The organism is Polaromonas sp. (assembly GCF_036676035.1).
In the GTDB taxonomy this organism is placed as follows: domain Bacteria; phylum Pseudomonadota; class Gammaproteobacteria; order Burkholderiales; family Burkholderiaceae_C; genus Polaromonas.
Genome location: NZ_JAKFDR010000098.1, coordinates 46,072 through 69,326 on the forward strand (window position 1 = coordinate 46,072; position 23,255 = coordinate 69,326).

At 61.4% G+C, this 23,255-nt stretch carries 19 protein-coding genes and 1 tRNA gene; 3 read left to right on the forward strand and 17 right to left on the reverse strand.

Going from position 1 to position 23,255, the window contains the following annotated elements:
- Positions 1–70: 70 nt before the first annotated feature.
- From V6M61_RS14510 to V6M61_RS14545, 8 genes are all read right to left on the reverse strand, one after another.
- Positions 71–526 (reverse strand): histone H1-like DNA-binding protein, encoded by a 456-nt coding sequence (locus tag V6M61_RS14510; protein ID WP_332777290.1) that lies wholly within the window; start codon positions 524–526, stop codon positions 71–73.
- A 201-nt stretch (positions 527–727) separates the two neighbouring features.
- On the reverse strand, positions 728–1,945 hold the full coding sequence (locus tag V6M61_RS14515) for a ribonucleotide-diphosphate reductase subunit beta (RefSeq protein WP_332777291.1): 1,218 nt from the start codon (positions 1,943–1,945) through the stop codon (positions 728–730).
- Between the two features lie 133 nt (positions 1,946–2,078).
- On the reverse strand, positions 2,079–4,982 hold the full coding sequence (locus tag V6M61_RS14520; RefSeq protein WP_332777292.1) for a ribonucleoside-diphosphate reductase subunit alpha: 2,904 nt from the start codon (positions 4,980–4,982) through the stop codon (positions 2,079–2,081).
- Positions 4,983–5,416: 434 nt separating this feature from the next.
- A complete protein-coding gene (gene ampD / locus V6M61_RS14525) occupies positions 5,417–6,022 on the reverse strand; it encodes a 1,6-anhydro-N-acetylmuramyl-L-alanine amidase AmpD (protein WP_332777346.1) in 606 nt (201 codons plus the stop codon).
- Positions 5,991–7,424, reverse strand: coding sequence for a sigma-54-dependent transcriptional regulator (locus V6M61_RS14530; RefSeq protein WP_332777293.1), 1,434 nt, complete (start codon positions 7,422–7,424; stop codon positions 5,991–5,993). Before V6M61_RS14530 ends, ampD begins: the two co-directional genes overlap by 32 nt.
- 5 nt (positions 7,425–7,429) lie before the next feature.
- On the reverse strand, positions 7,430–9,145 hold the full coding sequence (locus V6M61_RS14535) for a sensor histidine kinase (protein ID WP_332777294.1): 1,716 nt from the start codon (positions 9,143–9,145) through the stop codon (positions 7,430–7,432).
- Positions 9,146–9,388 (reverse strand): PP0621 family protein, encoded by a 243-nt coding sequence (locus V6M61_RS14540; protein WP_332777295.1) that lies wholly within the window; start codon positions 9,386–9,388, stop codon positions 9,146–9,148. It lies immediately after the preceding gene.
- Between the two features lie 2 nt (positions 9,389–9,390).
- On the reverse strand, positions 9,391–10,191 hold the full coding sequence (locus V6M61_RS14545; protein WP_332777296.1) for a cytochrome C assembly family protein: 801 nt from the start codon (positions 10,189–10,191) through the stop codon (positions 9,391–9,393).
- A gap of 65 nt (positions 10,192–10,256) precedes the next feature.
- Here V6M61_RS14545 and ffh point away from each other — a divergent pair, with 65 nt between their 5' ends.
- The gene (ffh, locus tag V6M61_RS14550; RefSeq protein WP_332777297.1) at positions 10,257–11,615 is read left to right on the forward strand and encodes a signal recognition particle protein; all 1,359 of its coding nucleotides are present in this window, start codon (positions 10,257–10,259) and stop codon (positions 11,613–11,615) included.
- A 10-nt stretch (positions 11,616–11,625) separates the two neighbouring features.
- Here the strand turns inward: ffh and V6M61_RS14555 are convergent, their stop codons facing one another.
- The 8 genes from V6M61_RS14555 to V6M61_RS14590 form a co-directional block, all read right to left on the reverse strand.
- Positions 11,626–12,129, reverse strand: coding sequence for an ABC transporter ATP-binding protein (locus tag V6M61_RS14555; RefSeq protein ID WP_332777298.1), 504 nt, complete (start codon positions 12,127–12,129; stop codon positions 11,626–11,628).
- Positions 12,130–12,298: 169 nt separating this feature from the next.
- Positions 12,299–13,642, reverse strand: a complete 1,344-nt coding sequence (miaB, locus tag V6M61_RS14560; RefSeq protein ID WP_332777299.1) for a tRNA (N6-isopentenyl adenosine(37)-C2)-methylthiotransferase MiaB — start codon at positions 13,640–13,642, stop codon at positions 12,299–12,301.
- Positions 13,643–13,739: 97 nt separating this feature from the next.
- Entirely contained in the window at positions 13,740–14,204 is a 465-nt protein-coding gene (locus V6M61_RS14565) for a hypothetical protein (protein ID WP_332777300.1), read from the reverse strand.
- Between the two features lie 131 nt (positions 14,205–14,335).
- Positions 14,336–14,412 (reverse strand) — tRNA-Met (locus V6M61_RS14570).
- An 81-nt stretch (positions 14,413–14,493) separates the two neighbouring features.
- On the reverse strand, positions 14,494–15,282 hold the full coding sequence (locus V6M61_RS14575; protein ID WP_332777301.1) for an enoyl-CoA hydratase: 789 nt from the start codon (positions 15,280–15,282) through the stop codon (positions 14,494–14,496).
- A 75-nt stretch (positions 15,283–15,357) separates the two neighbouring features.
- Complete coding sequence (locus V6M61_RS14580) at positions 15,358–17,157, reverse strand: M61 family metallopeptidase (protein ID WP_332777302.1); 1,800 nt, start codon at positions 17,155–17,157, stop codon at positions 15,358–15,360.
- A gap of 170 nt (positions 17,158–17,327) precedes the next feature.
- Positions 17,328–18,047: a DsbC family protein gene (locus V6M61_RS14585; RefSeq protein ID WP_332777303.1), complete on the reverse strand. Its 720-nt coding sequence runs from the start codon at positions 18,045–18,047 to the stop codon at positions 17,328–17,330.
- Between the two features lie 13 nt (positions 18,048–18,060).
- Entirely contained in the window at positions 18,061–19,170 is a 1,110-nt protein-coding gene (locus tag V6M61_RS14590) for an FAD-dependent monooxygenase (RefSeq protein WP_332777304.1), read from the reverse strand.
- 126 nt (positions 19,171–19,296) lie between these two features.
- On the opposite strand from V6M61_RS14590, the gene V6M61_RS14595 reads away from it, so the two are divergent.
- Positions 19,297–20,217, forward strand: a complete 921-nt coding sequence (locus V6M61_RS14595; RefSeq protein ID WP_332777305.1) for an MOSC domain-containing protein — start codon at positions 19,297–19,299, stop codon at positions 20,215–20,217.
- 35 nt (positions 20,218–20,252) lie between these two features.
- Here the strand turns inward: V6M61_RS14595 and V6M61_RS14600 are convergent, their stop codons facing one another.
- A complete protein-coding gene (locus V6M61_RS14600) occupies positions 20,253–22,010 on the reverse strand; it encodes a 7TM diverse intracellular signaling domain-containing protein (protein WP_332777306.1) in 1,758 nt (585 codons plus the stop codon).
- 76 nt (positions 22,011–22,086) lie between these two features.
- On the opposite strand from V6M61_RS14600, the gene ychF reads away from it, so the two are divergent.
- Positions 22,087–23,181, forward strand: a complete 1,095-nt coding sequence (gene ychF, locus V6M61_RS14605; protein WP_332777307.1) for a redox-regulated ATPase YchF — start codon at positions 22,087–22,089, stop codon at positions 23,179–23,181.
- Positions 23,182–23,255: the final 74 nt, after the last annotated feature.

The following is a 23,255-nucleotide window of genomic DNA, read 5'->3' on the forward strand; positions in this document are numbered from 1 at the left end:
CCAGGCGAAGACAAGTAAAAAAGCCCGGCATCTTGCGACGTCGGGCTTTTAAGCAGAAGTACCTTGCTGCTTACGGCTTGCTGGCTGTTGGAAACGGCCAGGCAGCTTGCGGGTTCAGAGTTGTCTGAGTCGCAGGGGCAGCCGGGGCAGCAGGTGCTGCTTTGGCAGCGGGTTTCTTCGCTGCTTTCTTCGCAGCGGGTTTTTTCGCGGCTTTCTTGGCGGCAGGCTTTTTGGCAGCGGGTTTCTTCGCGGCTGCTTTTTTCGCTACCTTCTTGGCCGCAGGCTTTTTAGCTGCTGCTTTTTTAACAGCTGGCTTTTTAGCCGCTACTTTCTTGGCTGGGGCCTTTTTCGCTGGCGCTTTTTTAGCAGGAGCTTTTTTAGCTGCTACTTTTTTCGCTGGCGCTTTTTTGGCCGGAGCTTTTTTAGCTGCTACTTTTTTAGCAGGGGCTTTTTTAGCCGCTACTTTTTTAGCAGGAGCCTTCTTGGGAGCAGCTTTTTTAGCTGCAGGTTTTTTCGCAGTTGCCATAGTTTTCTCCTTGATCACATTGCAAAGAGCACTTCACGTCTGGAGTACGCAAAGCGATTCACAGCGTTGGGTCTGCGGATAACCGGACCCAGCGCCGTGAACACAGGAGCAAAGTCCAATGCGCACTTCTGTGGTGCTGTCATTGGCCATTGCAATTCTAGAAATCATTGTTATTCGTGTCTTGCGTCAATCAATCTCAGATCAATCCCATGACAGGGCACCACCGGACTGGTACTCAATCACACGGGTTTCAAAGAAATTGCGTTCTTTTTTCAGGTCAATCATTTCGCTCATCCACGGAAACGGATTCTCCTCGTTCGGGAACAAGGTTTCAAGTCCGATTTGCGTGGCACGGCGGTTGGCAATGTAGCGCAGGTAGCCTTTGAACATGGAAGCATTGAGGCCCAGCACGCCGCGCGGCATGGTGTCCTCGGCGTAGCGGTACTCGAGCTCGACGGCTTTCATGAACAGCGCTTTGATCTCGGCCTTGAACTCGGCCGTCCACAAATGTGGGTTTTCCAGCTTGAGCTGGTTGATCAGGTCGATGCCGAAATTGCAGTGCATGGACTCATCGCGCAGGATGTACTGGTACTGCTCGGCCGCGCCGGTCATCTTGTTCTGACGGCCCAGGGCCAGAATCTGCGTGAAGCCGACGTAGAAGAACAAGCCTTCCATCAGGCAGGCAAACACGATCAGCGACTTGAGCAGCGTCTGGTCGGCTTCGTGGGTGCCGGTCTTGAAGTGGGGGTCCGAGATCACGTTGATGAAGGGGATCAGGAACTGATCCTTGTCACGGATCGACTGGACTTCGTTGTAAGCGTTGAAGATCTCGCTTTCGTCCAGGCCCAGCGACTCGGTGATGTACTGGTAGGCGTGGGTGTGAATGGCTTCTTCAAACGCCTGGCGCAGCAGGAACTGGCGGCACTCGGGGGCTGTGATGTGGCGGTAGGTGCCCAGCACAATGTTGTTGGCGGCCAGTGAGTCGGCCGTGACAAAGAAGCCGAGGTTGCGCTTGACCAGGCGGCGTTCGTCTTCGGTCAGGCCGTTCGGATCTTTCCACAGCGCGATGTCGCGCGTCATGTTCACTTCCTGCGGCATCCAGTGGTTGGCGCAGGTGGCCAGGTATTTTTCCCACGCCCATTTGTATTTGAAAGGCACCAGCTGGTTGACGTCGGTCTGGCCGTTGATGATGCGCTTGTCGGCCGCATTGACGCGGCGGGCGGTTGCGGATGCCGTAGCGGCTGGTGCCGCTGCAGAAGAAGGGGTGCCTGCCGATTGGAGCGCAGCGTCGCTCAGTGCGCGCGCAGGGGCTTGGGTTTGCAAAGAAAGAGGCTGAAGTTCCATCAAGCGGCTATCGGGCAAGCTGCTGGCAAGAGGTTTTTGCAACGATGGTTTGACTTCTTCGTCCCAGGTCAACATAGATGTTTCCAATACTCTGGATTATGAAAGCAGCGATACAAAATGAAAAGTGTTCATTCACATCGCTACAAATTAGTGTTGCTCAATTACATCGAATGGCGTGCTGAATTTCAGCGCGCCATTCGATCTTTTTTTATTGGCAAGCCTCGCAGCCAGGGTCGTCAATTGCACAGAACTTGATATCGGTGGCAGGCCCGGCATTCATTTGTGCCTGGGCTGCCGCCGCCGCGGCATCGAGCGCATTCATGCTGCCGGCGTCGTCGGTGTTGCCTGATGCGACCGAGTTGAGCTTGCCGGCCTTCACGGTGGATTTCTCGGCGTGCGTGGCGCCCATGGTGCGCAGGTAGTAGGTGGTCTTCAGGCCACGCAGCCAGGCCAGCTTGTAGGTGTCGTCCAGCTTTTTGCCGGAAGCGCCCGCCATGTAAATGTTGAGCGACTGCGCCTGGTCAATCCATTTCTGGCGACGTGCCGCAGCCTCCACGATCCAGGACGTTTCGACTTCAAATGCCGTGGCGTAAAGCGCCTTGATGTCCTGCGGCACGCGGTCAATCGGGCGCAGCGAGCCATCAAAGTGTTTGAGGTCCACCACCATCACGTCGTCCCACAGGCCCAGGCGCTTGAGGTCACGCACCAGGTAGTGGTTGATGACGGTGAACTCGCCGGACAGGTTGGACTTGACCGAGAGGTTGCCGAAGCAGGGCTCGATGCAGGCATCCACGCCAATGATGTTGGAGATGGTGGCGGTGGGGGCAATCGCGACGCAGTTGGAGTTGCGCATGCCGTCCTGGGCAATTTTCTTGCGCAGGGCATCCCAGTCCAGGGTGGAGGAGCGGTCAACTTCCACATAGCCGCCGCGCTCTTTGGCCAGCAGGTCCAGCGTATCGAGCGGCAAAATGCCCTGATCCCACAGCGAGCCTTTGTAGCTGGCGTACTTGCCGCGTTCCTTGGCCAGCTCGGTCGATGCCCAATAGGCGTGGTAGCAGACCGCTTCCATGGATTTGTCGGCAAACGCCACCGCAGCCTCGGAGGCGTAGGGAATGCGCAGTTCGTACAGGCAGTCCTGGAAGGCCATGATGCCCAGCCCGACTGGGCGGTGGCGCATGTTGGAGTCACGGGCTTTCTTGACGGCGTAGTAGTTGATGTCAATCACGTTGTCCAGCATGCGCATGGCGGTGGTGATCGTCTTTTTCAGCTTGTCCTGATCCACGGCGCCGTTTTTCAGGTGCTGCACCAGGTTGATGGAGCCGAGGTTGCAGACCGCCGTTTCGGTGTCGCTGGTGTTGAGCGTGATCTCGGTGCACAGGTTGGAGGAGTGCACCACGCCGCTGTGCTGCTGGGGTGAGCGTACATTGCAGGCGTCCTTGAAGGTGATCCAGGGGTGGCCGGTCTCGAACAGCATCGAGAGCATCTTGCGCCACATGTCCACCGCCTGCAATTTGCGGGCGGGCTTGATTTCGCCGCGCTCGGCTTTGGTTTCGTAGGCGGTGTAGGCCTTTTCGAAGTCAACGCCAAACTTGTCGTGCAGATCCGGTGTGTCTGAAGGCGAAAACAGCGTCCAGGAGCCGTTTTCCATGACGCGGCGCATGAACAGGTCGGGAATCCAGTTGGCCGTGTTCATGTCGTGCGTGCGGCGGCGGTCATCGCCGGTGTTCTTGCGCAGCTCCAGAAACTCTTCAATGTCCAGGTGCCAGGTTTCCAGGTAGGTGCAGACCGCGCCCTTGCGCTTGCCGCCCTGGTTGACCGCAACCGCGGTGTCGTTGACCACTTTCAGGAAGGGCACCACCCCCTGGGATTCGCCGTTGGTTCCCTTGATGTGCGAGCCGAGGGCGCGCACGCGCGTCCAGTCGTTGCCCAGGCCGCCGGCAAACTTGGACAGCAGGGCATTTTCCTTGATGGACTCATAGATGCCGTCCAGATGGTCGGGCACCGTGGTCAGGTAGCAGGACGACAGCTGCGAGCGCAGGGTGCCGGCATTGAACAGGGTGGGCGTGCTGGACATGAAGTCAAATGAAGACAGGACTTCGTAGAACTCGATGGCCCGCTCTTCGCGGTTGACTTCATTGAGCGACAAGCCCATGGCCACACGCATGAAGAAAGCCTGTGGCAGCTCGATGCGCTGTTTGCGCACGTGCAGGAAATAGCGGTCAAACAGGGTCTGCAGGCCGAGGTAGTCAAACTTCAGGTCGCGCTCGGGCTTGAGTGCGGCGCCCAGGCGGGCCAGGTCGAACTGCTGCAGTTTCTCATCGAGCAGTTCGTTCTCGACACCTTTCTGGATGAACTGGGGGAAGTACTCGGCATAGCGGGTCCCCATTTCTTCATGGGCCACTTCCTCGCCCAGCACTTCCTTGCGGATGGTGTGCAGCAGCAGGCGCGCGGTGGCGTAGGTGTAATCCGGGTCTTTTTCGATCAGGGTGCGGGCCGCCAGAATGGACGCCTTGTAAACCTCATCAATCGGCACGCCATCGTAAAGATTGCGCATGGTCTCGGCCACGATCGGGTCGGGTTTGACGTCAGCGCCCAGGCCGGCGCACGACGCTTCAATGAGCGCTTGCAGCTTGCGGGTGTCCAGTGCAACTCGCCGGCCGCCGTCCATCACGTGCAGCAAGGGGGCTTGCGGTGCCGGCGACTGGGGCTGACGGGCGCGCTCCTGGGTGCGCTTCTCGCGGTACAGCACATAGGCGCGGGCCACTTCATGATGACCGCCGCGCATCAGGCCCAGTTCAACCTGGTCCTGCACATCTTCAATATGGAAGGTGCCGCCACCGGGCCGCGAACGCATCAGCGCACGCATGACCGCCTGTGTCAGGCCGTCCACGGTTTCACGAACACTGGCCGAAGCCGCGCCCTGGGTGCCATGCACGGCCAGGAAGGCTTTCATCATGGCCACGGCAATCTTGTTCGGTTCAAACGGGACCACTGCACCGTTGCGGCGAATGATCTGGTAATGGGCCAGGGCGTTGGGCTGTGCGCTAGTGTCGCTGGCAGATGGCGGCATGGCCGGGGCGGTGGCGGGGGCTGCAGTCAGGATTGTTTGCATGGCTTCCTCTTGTGTTTTGTTTTGATGGGTTTGATGTGCGGTTCTAAGCAACTTGAAGCGGTTGGCGGTGTACCGGCTGATTGGCTGAATTCCTTGTTTGTTGCACCCAAATTACATCAAACTGAATTAGGGTTCAAACACTATACCTAGGGTCTATGGGGAATTCAAGCCACTACAGGTAGTGTACCGCGGCCTGAATGCACTGTTACGTTTTGTGGCCTTTTTTGGGGCTTTGAAATAGGCTTGCTGCCGGGGTGATGGAGGGCCTTGCAGGCCTGATGAAATAAGGGGAAAGGACTTCCCGCAAAACGCTCATGCGCCTTGCCAAGCGTTTAGCCTTGCAAGGGCTTGCCAATACTTGATTTCCCGGGCGTCAGCGAGGGGCGCTGGCGCGCTGTTTGCCAAAAATGGTATTTTTTACAGGAAGCGTTGAGTCAGCGAGCTGCGGGAAAATAGGGATCGGGCAGGGCCAGCGAGTGCTGCAACAGGGGCCAGTCAAAGCCCGGCCCCGGGTCCTGCTTGCGTCCTGGGGCGATATGCTCGTGACCGGCGATGTGGGCGATCGGATACTGCTGAAGAATCGCTGCGCAAAGCCCGGCCAGGGTTTCGTATTGCGGCGGATCAAAGGCATCGCCTTCCAGCCCTTCAAGCTCAATGCCTATCGAGTCGTCGTTGCAGTTGCTTTTGCCGCGGTAGCTCGATTCACCGGCGTGCCAGGCGCGGTCATTGCAGCTTACAAATTGCCACAGCTGGCCGGTGCGGGCAATGAAAAAATGGGCTGAGACCTGCAGGCCCCGGATGCCTTGAAAGTAGGCGTGTTCCTCCCAGTCCAGCTGGTTGGTAAACAGGCGCTGCACGTTGCCCGTGCCAAATTGCCCTGGCGGCAGGCTGATGGAGTGGATGACGATCAGGTCAATCGGTGCGCCGCCGGGGCGCGGGCCAAAATTGGGGGAGGCCAGCGCCCTCGCATAACGGTACCAGCCGTTTAGCCAGAGGGCCGGTGCCGCCTCAGGGTTGCTCGTTGTCGGGGAGGGCTTCATCGCCATGCGGGGTCACGATATTGAGGCGCGCAATGCGGTAGCGGATCTGGCGCAGGCTCAGGCCCAGCTTGGACGCCGCAGCCGTGCGGTTAAAGCGGGTTTCCTGCAGCACCTTGGCCAAAATGCTGCGCTCCTGCTCATCCAGGAAATCCTGCAGATTGTCCGGCACGGTCACATGCTCACCGGGTGGGGTGTCGAGGTGCAGGTCGCCGCCTTCGCTGAGCGCCACGGCACGGTGCAAGACGTTCTCCAGCTCCCTGACATTGCCATTGAAGGGGTGTGAACGCAGCCGCTCCAGAACCGGGCCACTCAGGTGGGGCATGCTGAATCCGGACTCCTGGCAAATCCTGGCCAGCAAGGCATGGCATAGCGCAGGCAGGTCTTCGCGCCGCTCGCGCAGGGGCGGCACGCTGATTTCGATGACGTTGAGCCGGTAGTACAAATCCTGGCGGAAGCGTCCGGCCTGGACTTCGGCGGCCAGGTCCTTGTGGGTGGCGCTGACAACGCGGACATCGACCGCGTCTTCCTGCGGGGACCCCAAAGGCCGGACCACACGTTCCTGGATGGCGCGCAGCAGCTTGGACTGCATGGCCAGCGGCAAGTCCCCGATCTCATCCAGAAACAGGGTGCCGCCCTTGGCCGCCTGAAAATACCCAAGCCGGTCCTGGGTCGAGCCGGTGTAAGCACCTTTGCGCGCGCCAAAGAATTCGGCTTCCAGAAGGTTTTCAGGAATGGCGCTGCAATTGACCGCCACAAACGGACCGGCATGGCGGTGGCTGCAGCCATGCACGGCGCGCGCCACCAGTTCCTTGCCGGTGCCGGATTCGCCCTGGATCAGGATGGGGGCCATGCTGCCCGCCACCTTGACGATGCGGGATTTGACGGCCTGCATGGCGGCCGATTCGCCCACCAGCCGTTGCAGGATCGCAGAAGTTTCCCCGGGTTTGAGCGATGCCGCCGCCTGCGGACTGGCTTCGCTGCGCTCGGCACGGGCTGAAGTGGTGACGGCGTTTTGGGCGCCCTGTATGGCTGACGCCACCACGCTGCGAAACTGCTTGAGGTCGACTGGTTTCGTCAGGTAGTCAAAGGCGCCGGCCTTGAGTGCTTCGACGGCGTTTTCAGCGGAGCCATGGGCCGTGATGACCACGCAGCGCTCGGGACGCTGCTGGCCCACCATCTCGCGCAACAGCTCCAGGCCCAGTCCATCGGGCAGGCGCATGTCGGTGATCACGGCATCGAAGCGCTTGTCCTGTAGCAGCAAGCGCGCCTGCGACAAATCGGCGGCCGCTTCAACCCGGTAGCCTTCCCGCAGCAGGGTCAGCTCATACAGGGTGCGCAAATCGGGCTCATCGTCGATGATCAGTATTTGTGCTGGCTGGGCGGAGGCAGTAGGTGTTGTCATGGCTTTCAGGCTGCCATTGTGTCAAAAGAAGAGGACCGTCCGGCCGTGGGCGCAGGCGCCGGCCTGAAAATCACAAAGAACTCATTGCCCTCAACCTGCTGGCGCAGGGCGCGCTGGTAGCCAATCAGGGCGCCATAACGCTCGCAAAGTTCCCTGCAGATATACAGTCCCAGTCCGCTGGAACGGCTTTCCGACGAAAAAAACGGCTCGAACAAGTGGGATTGAACGGTTGTCTCCAGCGGCCGCCCATCGCTCCAGACGGACAGCCGCGTCTGGCCCGGGGCCGCAGTTTGGGTGCTCACCTGGATGGCGCCCGCTGAAGCACTTGCATAGCGCAACGCATTGTCCAGCAGATTGATCATCACGCGTCGCAAATGCTCCGGTTCAAACTGGACGACCGCATGGCCTGCGCCGGGTGTCGTACGCAGCAGGTGGCCCGATGACGCTTGCTGGGACCAGTCCGAGCAGATCCCCGATACCGCGTCGTCCAGCAGCAGGGTGGTGCTTGGCTGTCCGGTGGCGGGCTGGACGCGTGAAATGTTCAGGACTTCCTCGACGATTTTGGCCAGGCGTTGTGCATTTTGCCGGACCATGCCGGTCAGCTGACGGTGCCCTGCATCCTTCAAATCTTCTTCGAGCAGGGCATTGGCCTGGGAAATGGCGGCCAGCGGGTTCCTGATTTCATGGGCCACTGCCGCCGACATGCGGCCCATGGCGGCCATTTTCTCGGTGCGCACTCGCGCTTCCATCTCGCGCAGGTCTTCCAGGAACATCACGCACAGGCTTTCATGGGCGCCATCTGGCGATGCGGCCAGCCGGGTGCGCACATGCAGCCGTCGGGCGTTGCGTGCCGGGCACTCCAGGCTGACGTCCGCCTCCTGCGGTGTTTTCAGGGTAAAGGTCTGGTGCAGCAAGCCTGCCAGCGGCTGCCAGGCCACTTCGGCGGCGAGCACAAAAGGAGGGGGGCGTGCGGCATCGTGTGTTGCCAGCAAGCGTCTGGAAGCCGGGTTGGCGGAACGGACGATGCCATTGGAGTCGATGACCAGAACGCCATCGGCGAGCGTGTCAATCACCAGTTCATTGACCTGTGTTTGCATGCGCGCCACGGCCTGATTGCTTTTGGCCAGGTGCTCCTGCCGCGCCAGCCGCAAGGCCAGCTGGTTGGCGAGCAGGGCCACTACAAAAAACCCCGACCCGCTCAAACCGGACTGCAGGAAGCGGGCCGTGGATTCTCCGAGGGGTTGCAGCGACAGCCACCAGGCATCGGCCAGCAGCAGCAGCGTGACGCTGGCTGCGGTGCCAAAGGCCAGCAAAATGGGGCCCAGCACGGAAGCCAGCAGCACCGGCAGGGCGAACAAGGGGGTGTAATTGATGCCGCTGGACTGCAAAAAATTCAGCAATGAAAACGTGATGACGTCCACGCCGATGGTGAACAGCCACTGCGCATCAAACGTGCTGCCGGGTGGTTTCGGACGGGCCCAGAGCCGCACCACCAGCGTGGCGCACCAATAGGCCAGGCAGACCGCAATGGACCAGCCATTGGTGACGTTGCCCAGCGCAAAAATGGAGGCCTGCAGGACCACCAGCACGCTGGCAATGGTTACGCGTGCGGTCATGAAGACATGCCACAAGCGGTAAAAAGAGCCGATTTCCGGCTCCGCCTCCCAAGCGCCCGATGTTGTTTCTGCCGGGCCGAACCAGGAGCTTGCTTCGCTGGTCATTCAGTCACCGGCCTGCTGGCGGTGAGCGTCGCTGCAGTAGATGCCGCGGCGTCCGATCAGGGCTTCGGAGCGGGGCAGGTGGACAGCGCACACATCGCAAGCCACCATTTCCGTGGCCTGGGTGGGTGGTCCGGGGCGGGTGTCTGGGCGGGAAGTTCGTCGCTGTTCCAGTTCGGCGCGCCGGTTGTTGCGCCAAAGCCAGAAGCCCACCAGTACGACAGCGATGACAAGCAGGTATTTCATACTCAGACACGCTTCAAAATGACTTCCAGCACAAAGCGCGAACCGACATAGCCCAGCAGCAGCAAACCCGAGCCCAGGTAGAGCACGCGCACGGCGGTGCGTCCACGCCAGCCCAGTTGCGCACGGCCTGCGAGCAGACCGGCAAATACGAGCCATGCAAGCACCGAGAAGATGGTTTTATGGTTCCACTTCCAGGCCAGACCAGGCCCGTACAGGGTTTCGGCGAACAGCCAGCCCACCAGCAGCGTCGCGGACAGCAGCACAAAACCGGCCTCTACAAAACGGAAGGTCAAGCGCTCCAGCGTGAGCAGCGGCACGCCGGCATCGGTTTGCGCTGCAGAGCGGATGGAGCGCTCGGAGCGAGTCATCAGCCAGCCATGCACCACGGCCGCGGCAAACAGGCCATACGACGCAATGCCCAGCGCCCAATGCAGCGGCAACCAGGGCGAGGCAATCACGTGGTAGCTGGAGCCCGGGAATATCAGCGAGAGTACGACGGCAGCGCTGCCCAGACCAGCCAGCGCCCAGTGTGCCTGCAACTGCGGAAACAACCGGCTTTCAATCGCATACACGGTCAGGACCAGCCAGACCGTCATGGACAGCGCCGGTGCGAACCCGAAGCGTGGCGGCTGGCCGAGCAGGCCCTCGGTCAGTGTCAGGGCGTGCAGCAACCAGGCTGCCAACAGGACGGCGCGGGTAGCCCCCAAACTCAAACGTGGGGCGGCCAGGGCCAGGACGGCATAGGCCAATGCCGCCCCTACGGCGATGGCCAGACCCCACCAGGCGCTCAAAGCTAAAATCATGGCTAGAGTTTAGTCCTTACTTCCGTTTTTCTTACCTAATTGCTCCATGTTTGTGGAGCCTTCCCATGGCCTCAGCCCTTACCGACAAATTATCCCGCCTCGTCAAGGAAATGCGAGGCCAGGCCCGTATTACCGACTCCAATGTGCAGGACATGCTGCGCGAGGTCCGCATGGCGCTGCTGGAAGCCGATGTGGCCTTGCCCGTGGTGCGCGACTTCATTGCCCGCGTCAAGGAAAAGGCGCTGGGGCAGGAGGTGATGGGGTCCCTGTCGCCGGGCCAGGCGCTGGTGGGCATTGTGAACCGGGAGCTGGCCGCCACCATGGGAGAAGGCGTCAGCGACATCAATCTGGCGGCACAACCCCCGGCCGTGATTTTGATGGCGGGCCTGCAGGGGGCGGGTAAAACCACCACCACCGCCAAGCTGGCCAAACACCTGATCGAAAAGCGCAAGAAGAAGGTGTTGACGGTATCCGGTGACGTGTACCGCCCGGCGGCCATCGAGCAGCTGAAAACCGTAACCCGGCAAGCGGGGGCCGAATGGTTCCCCAGTACGCCCGATCAGAAGCCGTTGGACATCGCCAACGCGGCCCTGGACTATGCGCGCAAGCACTTTTTTGACGTCCTGCTGGTCGATACCGCGGGACGCCTGGCCATTGACGAAGCCTTGATGCAGGAAATCAAGGCCCTGCACCAGGCGCTGGATCCGGTCGAAACCCTGTTTGTGGTCGATGCCATGCAGGGTCAGGACGCGGTCAACACCGCCAAGGCCTTCAAGGACGCGTTGCCGCTGACCGGCATCATCCTGACCAAGACCGATGGCGATTCGCGCGGCGGTGCGGCCCTGAGCGTGCGGCAGATCACGGGCGCGCCCATCAAATTTGCCGGTATCAGCGAAAAGCTTGACGGCCTGGAAGTGTTCGACGCCCAGCGCCATGCCGGGCGTATTCTGGGCATGGGCGACATCGTGGCGTTGGTGGAGCAGGTCGCGGCCGGGGTTGACGTCGAGGCGGCGCAAAAGCTCGCCGCCAAGATGAAGTCGGGCGACGGTTTTGACCTCAACGATTTTTTAAGCCAGCTGCAGCAGATGAAAAGCATGGGCGGCCTGTCCAGCCTGCTTGACAAGCTGCCGGCGCAGATGGCGGCCAAGGCCGGTCAGGTCGACATGAACAAGGCCGAGAAAGACATCCGGCGCAAGGAGGGCATCATCCAGAGCATGACGCCGCTGGAGCGCCGCAAACCCGAGCTGATCAAGGCCACGCGCAAGCGCCGTATTGCCGCAGGCTCGGGCGTTCATGTCCAGGAAGTCAACCGCCTGCTCAACGAGTTTGAGCAGATGCAGGGCATGATGAAAAAAATGAAGGGCGGCGGCCTCATGAAGATGATGAAGCGCATGGGGGGCATGAAGGGCATGCCCAAGTTCTAGGACCCGTCGCTCAGGGCAGCTCGGCGTTGAGCTGGAGCATCAGGCCGGCGGTGCCCAGCATGTTGATTTGCGTCGACAGGCGGGGAGTGATCTGGTAGCTCAGGGCCAGGATCAGGCCAGGCGAAAAGCCCTTGTAGTTGAGCGGCACCTTGTTCTCGTAAGGTGCCCTGTAGCCATACAGCAAACCCGCCGTCCATTTGAAATCCAGGCCGGTGATGCCGGCGATGGAGGGGTAACGCTCACCCCAGGGGTAGAGAAAAGCGCTGGGCTGGCCAAACGAATTTCTGAACACTGCAACACCATCGAGCTTGCGGTCAGGCCGTTCACGCTCCAGTCCCAGCATGAACACGTGGGCGTGCTCAGAGTTATAGGTGAAGTGGCGGCTGTAGGGACTGAATTGAAACCGGATCTTGTTGCCAGACGCGTCAGGCGTGGCGGCAGCCTCTTGGGCCGAGGCCATGGGCGAGATAGAGAGGGTCAGCAAGGTCAGAAAGAATGCAGCAAATGATCTCATGCGGAAAATTACAAAAAAGCAGGGTTGTTTTTGAATGCAGCGGATGGCCGTACAGGGCTGGCGAGTTCGCCTGAAAGCCCTACATACACCATTCAGTATCAGGGCATGAACGTCATCTACCGGCCAGCACTTTGTAAGCGGCTGTGACGCCTGAGGGCACGAATGCCCGTCAGGCTGCCAGCGCTGATTCGTGAACCAGCACTTCACCACGCAATGAGCGCTGCATGGCTTCGGTGATGGTGACATCGATCATCTGCCCCACCAGCCGTGGCTGGCCCTTGAAGTTGACCACGCGGTTGCATTCGGTGCGGCCCATCAGCTCGGTCGGGTCTTTGCGTGACGCGCCTTCCACCAGAATGCGCTGCACCGTGCCCAGCCGGCTGGCGCTGATGGCGCGCACATTGTTGTCTATGGTTTCCTGCAGATGCTGCAGGCGCCTGAGCTTGACCTCATGCGGCGTGTCGTCGTGCAACGCGGCTGCGGGCGTGCCGGGGCGCGGGCTGAAGATGAAGCTGAAAGAGGTGTCGTAGCCCACCTCGTCAATCAGTTTCATCATCTTGTTGAAGTCATCTTCGGTTTCACCGGGGAAGCCCACGATGAAGTCGCTGCTCATGGCCAGATCCGGGCGGATGGCGCGCAGCTTGCGCACCGTGCTCTTGTATTCCATAGCTGTGTAGCCGCGCTTCATGGCCATCAGGATGTGGTCCGAGCCATGTTGCACCGGCAGGTGCAGGTGGTTCACCAGTTTGGGCAGCCTGGCGTAGGCATCAACCAGGTTTTGCGTGAACTCGTTGGGGTGGCTGGTGATGTAGCGGATGCGTTCAATGCCGGGGATGTCCGACACGTAGTCCAGTAGCGTGGCAAAGTCGGCAATGTCGGCGGTTTCACCCATTTTGCCGCGGTAGGCGTTGACGTTCTGGCCCAGCAGGGTCACTTCCTTGACGCCCTGATCGGCCAGGCCGGCCACCTCGACCAGCACGTCTTCAAACGGGCGCGAAACTTCTTCACCCCGGGTGTAGGGCACCACGCAGTAGCTGCAGTACTTGGAGCAGCCTTCCATGATGCTGACAAACGCGCTGGCGCCTTCCACGCGGGCCGGCGGCAAATGGTCAAACTTTTCGATTTCGGGAAAGCTGATGTCGACCTGCGACTGGCCCAGTTGCGCGCGTTTGCTGAGCAGTTCGGGCAGGCGGTGCAGGGTTTGCGGACCGAACACCACGTCGACATAGGGCGCGCGCTGGATGATGGCTGCGCCCTCCTGGCTGGCCACGCAACCGCCCACGCCGATCAGCACGCCTTTTTTCTTGAGGTGCTTGATGCGCCCCAGATCGCTGAACACTTTTTCCTGCGCCTTTTCACGCACCGAGCAGGTGTTGAACAGGATCAGGTCGGCCTCGTCGACGTTTTGCGTGGGCTCGTAACCCTGAGCGGCATGCAGCACGTCGGACATCTTGTCCGAGTCGTACTCGTTCATCTGGCAGCCGAAGGTTTTGATAAAGACTTTTTTACTCATGATTCGCTATCGAATAGGTAGCTGCTCACGCAGATTGGGCGAGGGCTACGGGCCAATTTGGCTTGAAAGTAAACAGCAGCTGACGGGCTTGCTTGGCTTACTGTTTGTAGCGGGGCAACTGCTTGTAAGGCGTCTTGCCGTCGTCTTCAGGCGTGGTGGCAGTGTCAGAGCCAAAAATGATGTTGGTGTGCGACAGGCCTGCCCGCTTTTCCTTGGCCTCTTCGCTGTTGAGTATCCAGACCTGCTGCACCTGACCCAGGTTGTCGCGCAGGTAGTTCACCAGCAGTCGCTGATTGATCACCTGGCCCGTCAGCACCAGCTTGTTGTCGCTGTCCCGGATGCGTGCGCCGGGTGACAGGCGGTCGGCTGCGCCGTTCATGGTGATCTCGGGGGGCGCGAGCACCACGAGTTCGCCGCGCAATGCGGCTTTCGGAAATTCCCGAACGCTGGCTTGGGCCTCGCTTTGGGCGGTGGCCGGCGTGCCGAACAGGCTGGCGCAGGCCATCAAGACTGTCAGGGCGACAGCGGGCAGACGGGGCATCAAATGTCGGCAGCGTTTCATGGTGTGTGTCCAGAGGCTGTGAAAGTGAAAACTTGCAAGGGCGGCCCAGGGGCTGCAATTGCTGAACGTCCAAAGTACAAAAGCCACTGTCAGCGACAGTGGCTTTTATGTCAATAGCGACATCAAAAATCTGGTGGCGCTTCACGGATTCGAACCGCGGACCTGTGGATTATGATTCCATCGCTCTAACCGACTGAGCTAAAGCGCCAAAGCCTTAGATTATAACCATTTTTCGGATCGGCCGGCGATAAAAGCCCGATCACAGGCATCAAAATCCCGTCGCCGAAGCCTAGCGATGCGTAAAGACCGGCTTGCGCTTGTTGACAAACGCATCCATGCCTTCTTTCTGGTCGCTGGTGGCAAACAGGGCGTGGAACAGGCGGCGTTCAAACATGATGCCGTCGGCCAGCGTCCCTTCAAAGGCGCGGTTGACGGCTTCCTTGGCGGCCATCACGCTGGGCTGGCCAAAGTCGCAAATCATCAGGGCGGCGCCCAGCGCTTCATCCATCAGTTTGTCCAGCGGCACGACCCGGCTCACCAGACCGGCGCGCTCGGCTTCGGTCGCATCCATCATGCGGCCGGTCAGGGCCAGGTCCATGGCTTTGGCCTTGCCCACGGCGCGCGGCAGCCGCTGCGTGCCGCCGGCTCCCGGGATGACGCCCAGCTTGATCTCCGGCTGGCCGAAACGGGCGTTGTCGGCGGCAATGATGAAGTCGCACATCATGGCCAGCTCGCAGCCGCCGCCCAGGGCGAAGCCGCTGACGGCGGCGATCACGGGTTTGCGGACGCTGCGGATCTGCTCCCAGTTGCGGGTGATGTAGTCGTTGCTGTAGACATCGGCAAAGCTGTATTGCGCCATGGCGCCGATGTCGGCGCCGGCGGCAAAGGCTTTCTCGCTGCCGGTGATGATGATGCAGCCTATGCGCGCGTCGGCGTCAAAGCCCTTGAGCGCGCGGCCCAGCTCGTCCATCAGCTGGTCGTTGAGCGCGTTGAGCTGCTTGGGCCGGTTCAGGGTAACGATGGCGACCTGGCGCGAATCCGGGCCTTCGGTTCTGGTCAGAATCAGTTCATAAGTCATGGCGAGGTCCTTCTAAGCCTTTTTCAAGCCGTTAATCATGCCACGATCTTTCCGGCTTCAAGGGCGGGTGGCCGGTCAGCGCGCGGGCGCCAGCCACTGGCTGGCCAGCGCTGCATCCTGCACGACCAGCCGCCAGGTGGTTGAGGCGGCGGGCATGGCCAGATCCAGGCGCAGCAGCCGCTTGTCACGCGCCACCAGGGCGATGACTTTCTTGCTGCCGCCGGCATAAAGCGTCAGCTCGTCGAGCTTGCCCAGGCGCCAGCTGTCGCCGACTGGTTTGCTGGCCCGCGCGGTGGCGGGCTCCACGCCCAGCCATTCATCACCCGCCGCGAAGCCTGCGCGCTCGGCCGCGCCGCCACGCAGCACCGTTTTGACCTGGATGCCTTGTGTTTCGGTGACGCGCAGACCCAGCCGCTGCGCCAGTTGGGCCGGCTCTTCCAGCACGCCCACGCCATGGCGCTGCAGCAGCTCCTTCAGGGGCAGTTCGGTGGTGCCGTGCACCCAGCTGGCGATTTCCTTGCCAAAAGAGCGTCCGCCCAGTTCCTGCAGCACCGCGGCAAAATCCGCTTCGCGCATGGGGCCGGCCTTGCAGCGCAGCCACAGGGCACGCATCACGTCATCCAGCGTGGACGCAGAGCGGCGCCCCTCTTTGCGCAGCGTCAGGTCAAAGCACAAGGCCACCAGGGCGCCCTTGGTGTAGTAGCTCACCGTGGCATTGGGCGTGTTTTCGTCCTGCCGGTAGTACTTGACCCAGGCGTCAAAGCTGGCCTGGGCCACCGATTGCACCAGCCGCCCCGGGGTTTGCATGACCTGGTTGATGGTTTTGTTGAGCAGCTTGAGGTAGCCGGCATCGTCCAGCAGCCCGGCGCGGCGCAGCAGCAGGTCGTCGTAGTAGCTGGTAAAACCTTCGAAAAACCACAGCAGCTGCGTGTAGTTTTCGCCGCCGTACTGGTAGCGCTCAAAGTCTGCCGGGCGCAGGCGCTTGACGTTCCAGGTATGAAAGTACTCGTGGCTGATCAAGCCGCGCAGCGTCGTGTAACCCTCTGCGGTTTTGGCCTCCCCCAGCCGCGGCAGATCCTTGCGGTTGCAGATCAGCGCGGTGGAGTTGCGGTGCTCCAGCCCGCCATAGCCGTCGTCCACGGCGTTGAGCATGAACAGGTAGGTTTTGTGGGGCGGCTTCTTGTTGCCGTGCCAGAAGTGGATGGCGGTCTCACAAATTTTCCGGGTGTCGGCCAGCAGCCGCTCGCCATCAAAGGTGGCCGGGGCCCCGGCCACCACAAAGCGGTGCGGCACCCCGCAGGCCGTGAAGCTGCCGCTCCAAAAGCAACCCAGCTCCACCGGGCTGTCCACCAGTTCGTCGTAGTTGGCCGCCTGGTAGCTGCCGAAGCCCTGCTTGTTGATTTTTTGCGCGGCCAGCCCGGTGGCGACGCTCCAGCCGGCGATCGCTTTGGAGGCGGGTATCTCCAGTTCATGGGGCGCCTGCTCCTGCCCCTCGACCCGCAGGCAGAGGCTGGTGCCGTTGAAGAAACCGCGTGTGGCATCGAGCCAGGCCGTGCGCACCGAGTTGTCGTTGGCGTACACCTCGTAGCTCAGCACCAGTGGTTTATCGGGGGCGCACACAATTTCCCAACTGCATTTGTCCAGCTGCACGGTCGTGGCCAGCGCGCGCGCGCCCTGGCGTGCCTGCAGGCGCTGCAGGTTTTTGGAAAACTCGCGCACCAGGTAGCTGCCCGGAATCCAGACCGGCAGCGACACGCGCTGCAGGGCCGTCGGTTGGCGGATGGTGAGGGTGACGCGAAACAGGTGGGCGTGCAGATCGGCGATCTCGACGCGGTAATGAAGAGGTGCGGGGTGGTTCGGTGTATTTTTTTTCATCTTGATCAAAAGAATACCCCACGCGAACGCTGCAGCCCGCGCGCCTCCCGGCAGCTGGCCACAGGCAGCCCGGGAAGGTCAGCTATATGCTATCAAAAAGAGAGCTATTGGCGCACATTCAACGGGGGCTGGATGCCAGTTCTGCTAAAACTTCTGGCATCAAACATCCATTACTGGGCCTTGGCCTCGGTCAGGTGTTTCTCGACCTGCTGGGCGTTGATGGCGCCGGGAACACGCAAGCCATCTGAAAAAATGAGGGTGGGGGTGCCTGTGATGCGGTACTTTCTGCCAAACTCGATATTGCGGGCAATCGCGCTGCTGTCGCAACTGGCGCTGGCCACCGGCTGGTCACGCAGCATCAGGTCCTGCCAGACCTTGCCCTTGTCTTTGGCGCACCAGATGTTTTTCGATTTTTCTGTCGAGTCCGGACTCAGGATGGGGTACAAAAACAGGTAGATGGTGACGTCGGTGACCTTTTGCATGTCGCGCTCAAAGCGTTTGCAATAACCGCAATTGGGGTCTTCAAACACGGCCATCTTGCGCTTGCCGTTGCCATGCACAATGGTGAAGGCGTCCTTGAACGGCAGCGTATCAAAGGCCACCGCGTTGAGTTTGTCAATGCGCTCCTCGGTCAGGTTGCGCTTGACCTTGGTGTCGATCAGATGGCCCTGGATCAGGAAGTTGCCTTCGGCGTCGGTGTAAAAAATATCGCTGCCGTTGACGCGGATTTCATACAGGCCGTTCATCGGTGTTTTGCTGACCTCATCGATTTTTGGCAGGTTGGGCAGGCGCTCGCCGAGGTTTTTGCGGATGGCCGCCTCCTGCGCCAGGGCGCTGCCCAGGCTCAGGGCCAGCAGGCCGAGGATCACGCTTGATTTGAATAATTTCATGTTGTTTCCGGTTCTATAAACCCGTAGCCTGTTTCGTCACCCAGGCCTTGAAAGGCCCGCTGCGCGCAAAACTGTTCATGCCCCAATTGCGCAGCGCCTGCCAGCGCACATCCGTCTGTGCGAACAGGCCGTGCAAGCCATCGGTGACCACCCCCATGGCGGCCACATCGGCCTTGCGCGCCCGTTCGTAGCGGCGCAGCAGTTTTTCATCGCCCAGACCACGCCAGTACTCGCGCTCGTGAATCACATGGGCCAGGCCCGCCGCGTCGGCCAGTCCCAGATTCAGGCCCTGACCGGCCAGCGGATGCACCGTGTGCGCCGCGTCGCCCGCCAGCGCCCAGCCGGGCCCGACCCAGCGCTGGGCCTGCGACAGCGCCAGCGGCCAGCTGGCCAGCTCGCTGATCAGCCGCATTTGACCGGGCTCGTCGCCACAAACCCGTTGCAAGGCGACACAAAACTCGTCTGGCGGCAGTTTTTCCAGCATCTGGGCACGCTCCACAGAGACAGACCAAACCAGCGCCACGGAGTTCCCGGTGGGGCCCGAAAGGGGCAACAGCGCCAGCACATCGCCGTGGCTAAACCATTGCCGGGCCACACCCTGATGCGGCTGGCTGCAGTCCAGGCGGGCGGCAATGGCCTTTTGCGGGTAGGGCTTGACGGTCCATTGCGCGCCAAATTCGTTGCGGCTGCTGCTTTTCTGGCCTTCACAGACCACGTTCAGCGCGGCCTTGACCGGCGCCTCCACGGTTTCGATCTGGGGCTGGTAATGCACGGCCTGGGCCAATTGCTGTTCCAGCGCGGGCACATCGACAATCCAGGCCAGGGCACTTTGGCCAATGTCGCTTGCCGTGAAATCCAGCCGGCCCCCGTCATCGCCCCAGACCCGCATTTCGAGAACCGGCGTGGCGGCGCTGCTCTCAGGCCACGCCCTGAGCGTTTCCAGCAGCAGCCGGGAGGCGCTGTTGAGCGCATAAGCACGGACATCGACCGGCATGGGCGTCTGTGCCTGCCCGGTGGGGCGGGCGACCAGCGCGACCCGCAGCCGCTCGCGCGCCAGCAGCAGCGCCAGCGTGCGGCCGACGATACCGCCACCGCGAATACACACATCAAAAGGCTTGGACATGCCTCATTTTAGAAGGCAGGGCAAAATCGGCGTTTTGCCGAAGCGCTTGAACCCTGCCCGCAACAGGATTCACGACAGGGTCTCAGCCCGCCTCTCAACCAGAATTTCAACAAGGACTTGTCACACGTGAGCGATTCATTGAGTGAAACATCGTCTGTCACTTTTTCTGCCGCCGGCTCCGACATCCAGGCGGTGATCTCACGCCTGTTTGTCTATCCCATCAAGTCCTGCGCCGGGGTGCAGGTGAAGGAGGCCATCCTGACGGAAATCGGGCTCGAATTTGACCGGGCCTGGATGGTGGTGGACGGCGAGGGCCAGTTCCTGACGCAGCGCGAACTGCCGCGCATGGCGCTGATCCAGCCCCGGCTCAGGCACCACGACATGGTGCTGCGGGCGCCCGGCATGCTGGCCCTGCACATTGCGCTCAATGAGGTGGAGGCGCCCGTGCGGGTGCGGGTCTGGGACGATGAGGTTCAGGCTTACGACATGGGGCCGGTGGCGGCGCAGTGGTTCAGTGATTTTCTGGGCACCACGGCGCGGTTGGTGCGCTTTGACCCGGCGCACAAGCGAATCTGCAGCCTGAAATGGACGGACGGCGTGGAAGCCCTCAACCAGTTCAGCGATGGTTTCCCGGTGCTGCTGACCAGCGAGGCTTCACTGGCGGGCCTGAATGAAAAACTGGCGGCTGTCGGTGCGGCGGCTGTGGACATGTTGCGCTTTCGGCCCAACGTCGTGTTGGGCGATGCTGCGGGCGGCAGCGAACTGGCGCCGCACGATGAAGACCGGCTCGATGAGCTGCAGATCGCCACCGGGCAGGGCACGGTGCAGCTCAAACCCGTCAAACCCTGCGGGCGCTGCCCCATCCCCAATATTGACCCGGTCACCGCCACCAGCAGCCCGGAGGTGGGCGACATGCTGCAAACCTATCGGCAGGATGCGCGGCTCAATGGCGCGCTGACTTTTGGCATGAACGCCATCGTGCTGCGCGGCACCGACCATCTGCTCCAGGTCGGACAAGCCGTCACGGCCAACTACCGCTTCGACTGAACCTGTGCCCAGCGCCTGAGCGGTTGCGGACGCGTTCAGTCATTGTTGTCCGCCTCGTCATCCAGCCCGGAGTCGGCTTCCAGCGGCATGGGGTGGGTCAGCTCGGGGTCCAGAAACCGGATCGGGCGGCGTGTTCGCGCTGCCATCCCGTCAAGCAGGTCGGCCAGGGCCTGCGACAGGGCCGGCCCGTCCATGAGCCGCTCATTCAGCAGGACGCCACCCACATGAAACTGCAGAATCACCTCGGGCTGTAGCCCCTTGAGTGGCATCAGGCCCGCGGCAATCAGCCGGGCCGCCAGCTCGGTCACCGGGGTGCGTGAGCTCACGCCTTCCATGATCAGGCCAAAGCGGGCTTCGCCAATCCGGCCCACGGTATTGACATCACGCAAGACACGGCGCAATTTGATCACGCTGCGCAGCAGGCTTTGCTCGGCCACCGCCGTGCCCCAGGTCCGCTTGATGTAGTCGTAGTTCACCAGGTCCACAAACACCACCGCAGCGGGTTCCTTGTGGCGCTTGGCGCGCGACACCACCTGGTTGAGGCGGTCTTCAAACAGGTGCGCAGCCAGCAGCCCGGTCAGCGCGTCCTGGCTGGCCATGGCCTGTTCACGCGCTTCCACGCCGTGGCGCTCGCGCGAACGGATGCTCAGAGTCACCAGCAGCAGGGGCACCCCGATCGTGAGCGCGACCATGACCCCGTATTGCGAAGCCCAGTTGGTGCTGATCCAGCCGAAAATCCGTGCCATGGCCAGCAGGGTGGTCAAGCCCAGCGGCGTGAACGCCGCCAGTACCCACAGGCCGACGACATCGCTGCGGCGCCAGGCTACATAAGCCGTGCCAATGCCCAGAACCACCACGAGCGGCAGGTAAACGCCCACCAGCTGGACGCCGTAGGGGCGTGCCAGGTTCGCATAAAGAATCGCCAGCGGCACGCCGGCCAGGCCGGTCCAGTGAACCGACGCGTCGAACCAGCGCCAGCGTGGCTTGCCGCACAGGGCATGGACAAACAGCAGCGCAGCACTGGCGCCCAGCAGGGCCAAAAAGCCCTGGGCGATGTCTGCCCAGGCGCCGAAATTGCGCCACAGCAAATGGCCTGCCACCCCAGAGTAGGCGGCGATCGCCAAGGCAATGATGATGGTGTAGGCCGCGTACCAGCCGTAGAGGGCGTCGTCGTAAATCCAGCTTTGGGCCGTGCAGGCGGCCACCAGCAGAATCAGGGCGCCAAGCACCACGCCGATGCCCAGGTATTCCAGCTGCAGGCGCTGGTTGTGGCTGTTTGCGGTGGTGGCGTTGATGGGGATGTCGATGTCGGTGGCATGCTGGATGCGCACGTACACATCACGCTCCTCGCCGGCGGGCAACTCAAGCTGGAAGCGGGCGTAGCGGCCGGGCTCGGGCCAGCTGGCCACGGCCACGGTGTCCCCGGCGGTTTGCGAAAACCAGGTGCCGCCGGGCGGGCGCTGGAAAACCGTGACCAGATCGAGCTGGGGCGTGGGAAACTCCAGCACCCAGGACGTTTTGTCGCCAGCGGGCCTGAGCAGCCGGTAATGCTGCCAGAGGGCCGTCTTGGCCCGTAGCGAATAAGGGGCATCGCCTTGCGCAGGCGCCATGGACGGGGCATTTTTGCGGCTGGCGACCTGCTCGATGCTGGCCTGGCCTGTGGGATCCATCCAGATCAGGCTGGCGGCGCGCAGGTCGATGGAGGGGGTTTGCGCGTCCAGCGTGGTGACCGGCTGGGCCAGTCCAGGCGGAGAAAGCAGGGCCACGGCCGTGAGCAGCAGCAGGGTCCGCAAAAGGGTCTGCCAAGGAGTCAGATTCCTGTCTGCCGCGTATCGAATACACTTCTCAGCCTGTTTTTGAAGGTTTGTCATGAGTTTGAAGTGCGGCATTGTAGGCTTGCCTAACGTCGGAAAATCCACCCTGTTCAACGCGCTGACCAAAGCGGGAATCGCGGCCGAGAATTATCCCTTTTGTACGATCGAGCCGAACGTCGGTATTGTCGAGCTGCCGGACCCCAGATTGGCGCAGTTGGCAGAAATTATCAAGCCCGAGCGCATCGTGCCGGCGATTGTCGAATTTGTGGACATTGCCGGCCTGGTCGCCGGGGCGAGTCAGGGCGAAGGTCTGGGCAACCAGTTTCTGGCCCACATCCGCGAGACCGACGCCATCGTCAATGTGGTGCGCTGCTTCGCCGACGACAACGTGATCCACGTCGCCGGCAAGATCGATCCGATCTCCGACATTGAAGTGATCCAGACCGAGTTGTGCCTGGCCGACCTGGCCACGGTGGAAAAAAGCCTGCACCGCTACACCAAGGCCGCGCGTTCCGGCAATGACAAGGAAGCCGCCAAGCTGGTCGCCATCCTCGAAAAATGCCAGGCCGCGCTGAACCAGGGCAAGCCGGTGCGCTCGATTGAATTCAACAAGGAAGACCAGCCGCTGCTCAAGCCGCTGTGCCTGATCACCGCCAAGCCGGCCATGTTTGTCGGCAATGTGGCCGAGGACGGCTTTGAAAACAACCCGTTTCTGGACAAGTTGCGCGAGTACGCGGCCGGTCAGAACGCGCCGGTGGTCGCCATTTGCGCCAAGATAGAAGCCGAACTAGCGGACATGAGCGACGAAGACAAAAACATGTTCCTCGCCGAAATTGGCCAGGACGAACCCGGTCTGAACCGGCTGATCCGCGCCGGCTTCAAGCTGCTGGGCCTGCAAACCTACTTCACCGCCGGCGTGAAGGAAGTGCGCGCCTGGACCATTCATGTCGGCGATACCGGCCCGCAAGCCGCAGGCGTGATTCATACCGACTTCGAGCGGGGCTACATTCGCGCGCAAACCATTGCGTTCAACGACTTCATCACCTACAAGGGTGAGCAGGGCGCCAAGGATGCCGGCAAGATGCGCAGCGAAGGCAAGGAGTACATCGTCAAGGATGGCGATGTCATGAACTTCCTGTTCAACGTCTGACGCATTGCCAATTGTGACTGTTGTCCGCATGGAATGGGCGTTGAGTGCTATATAGTTTGTAGCAAATCGCGATC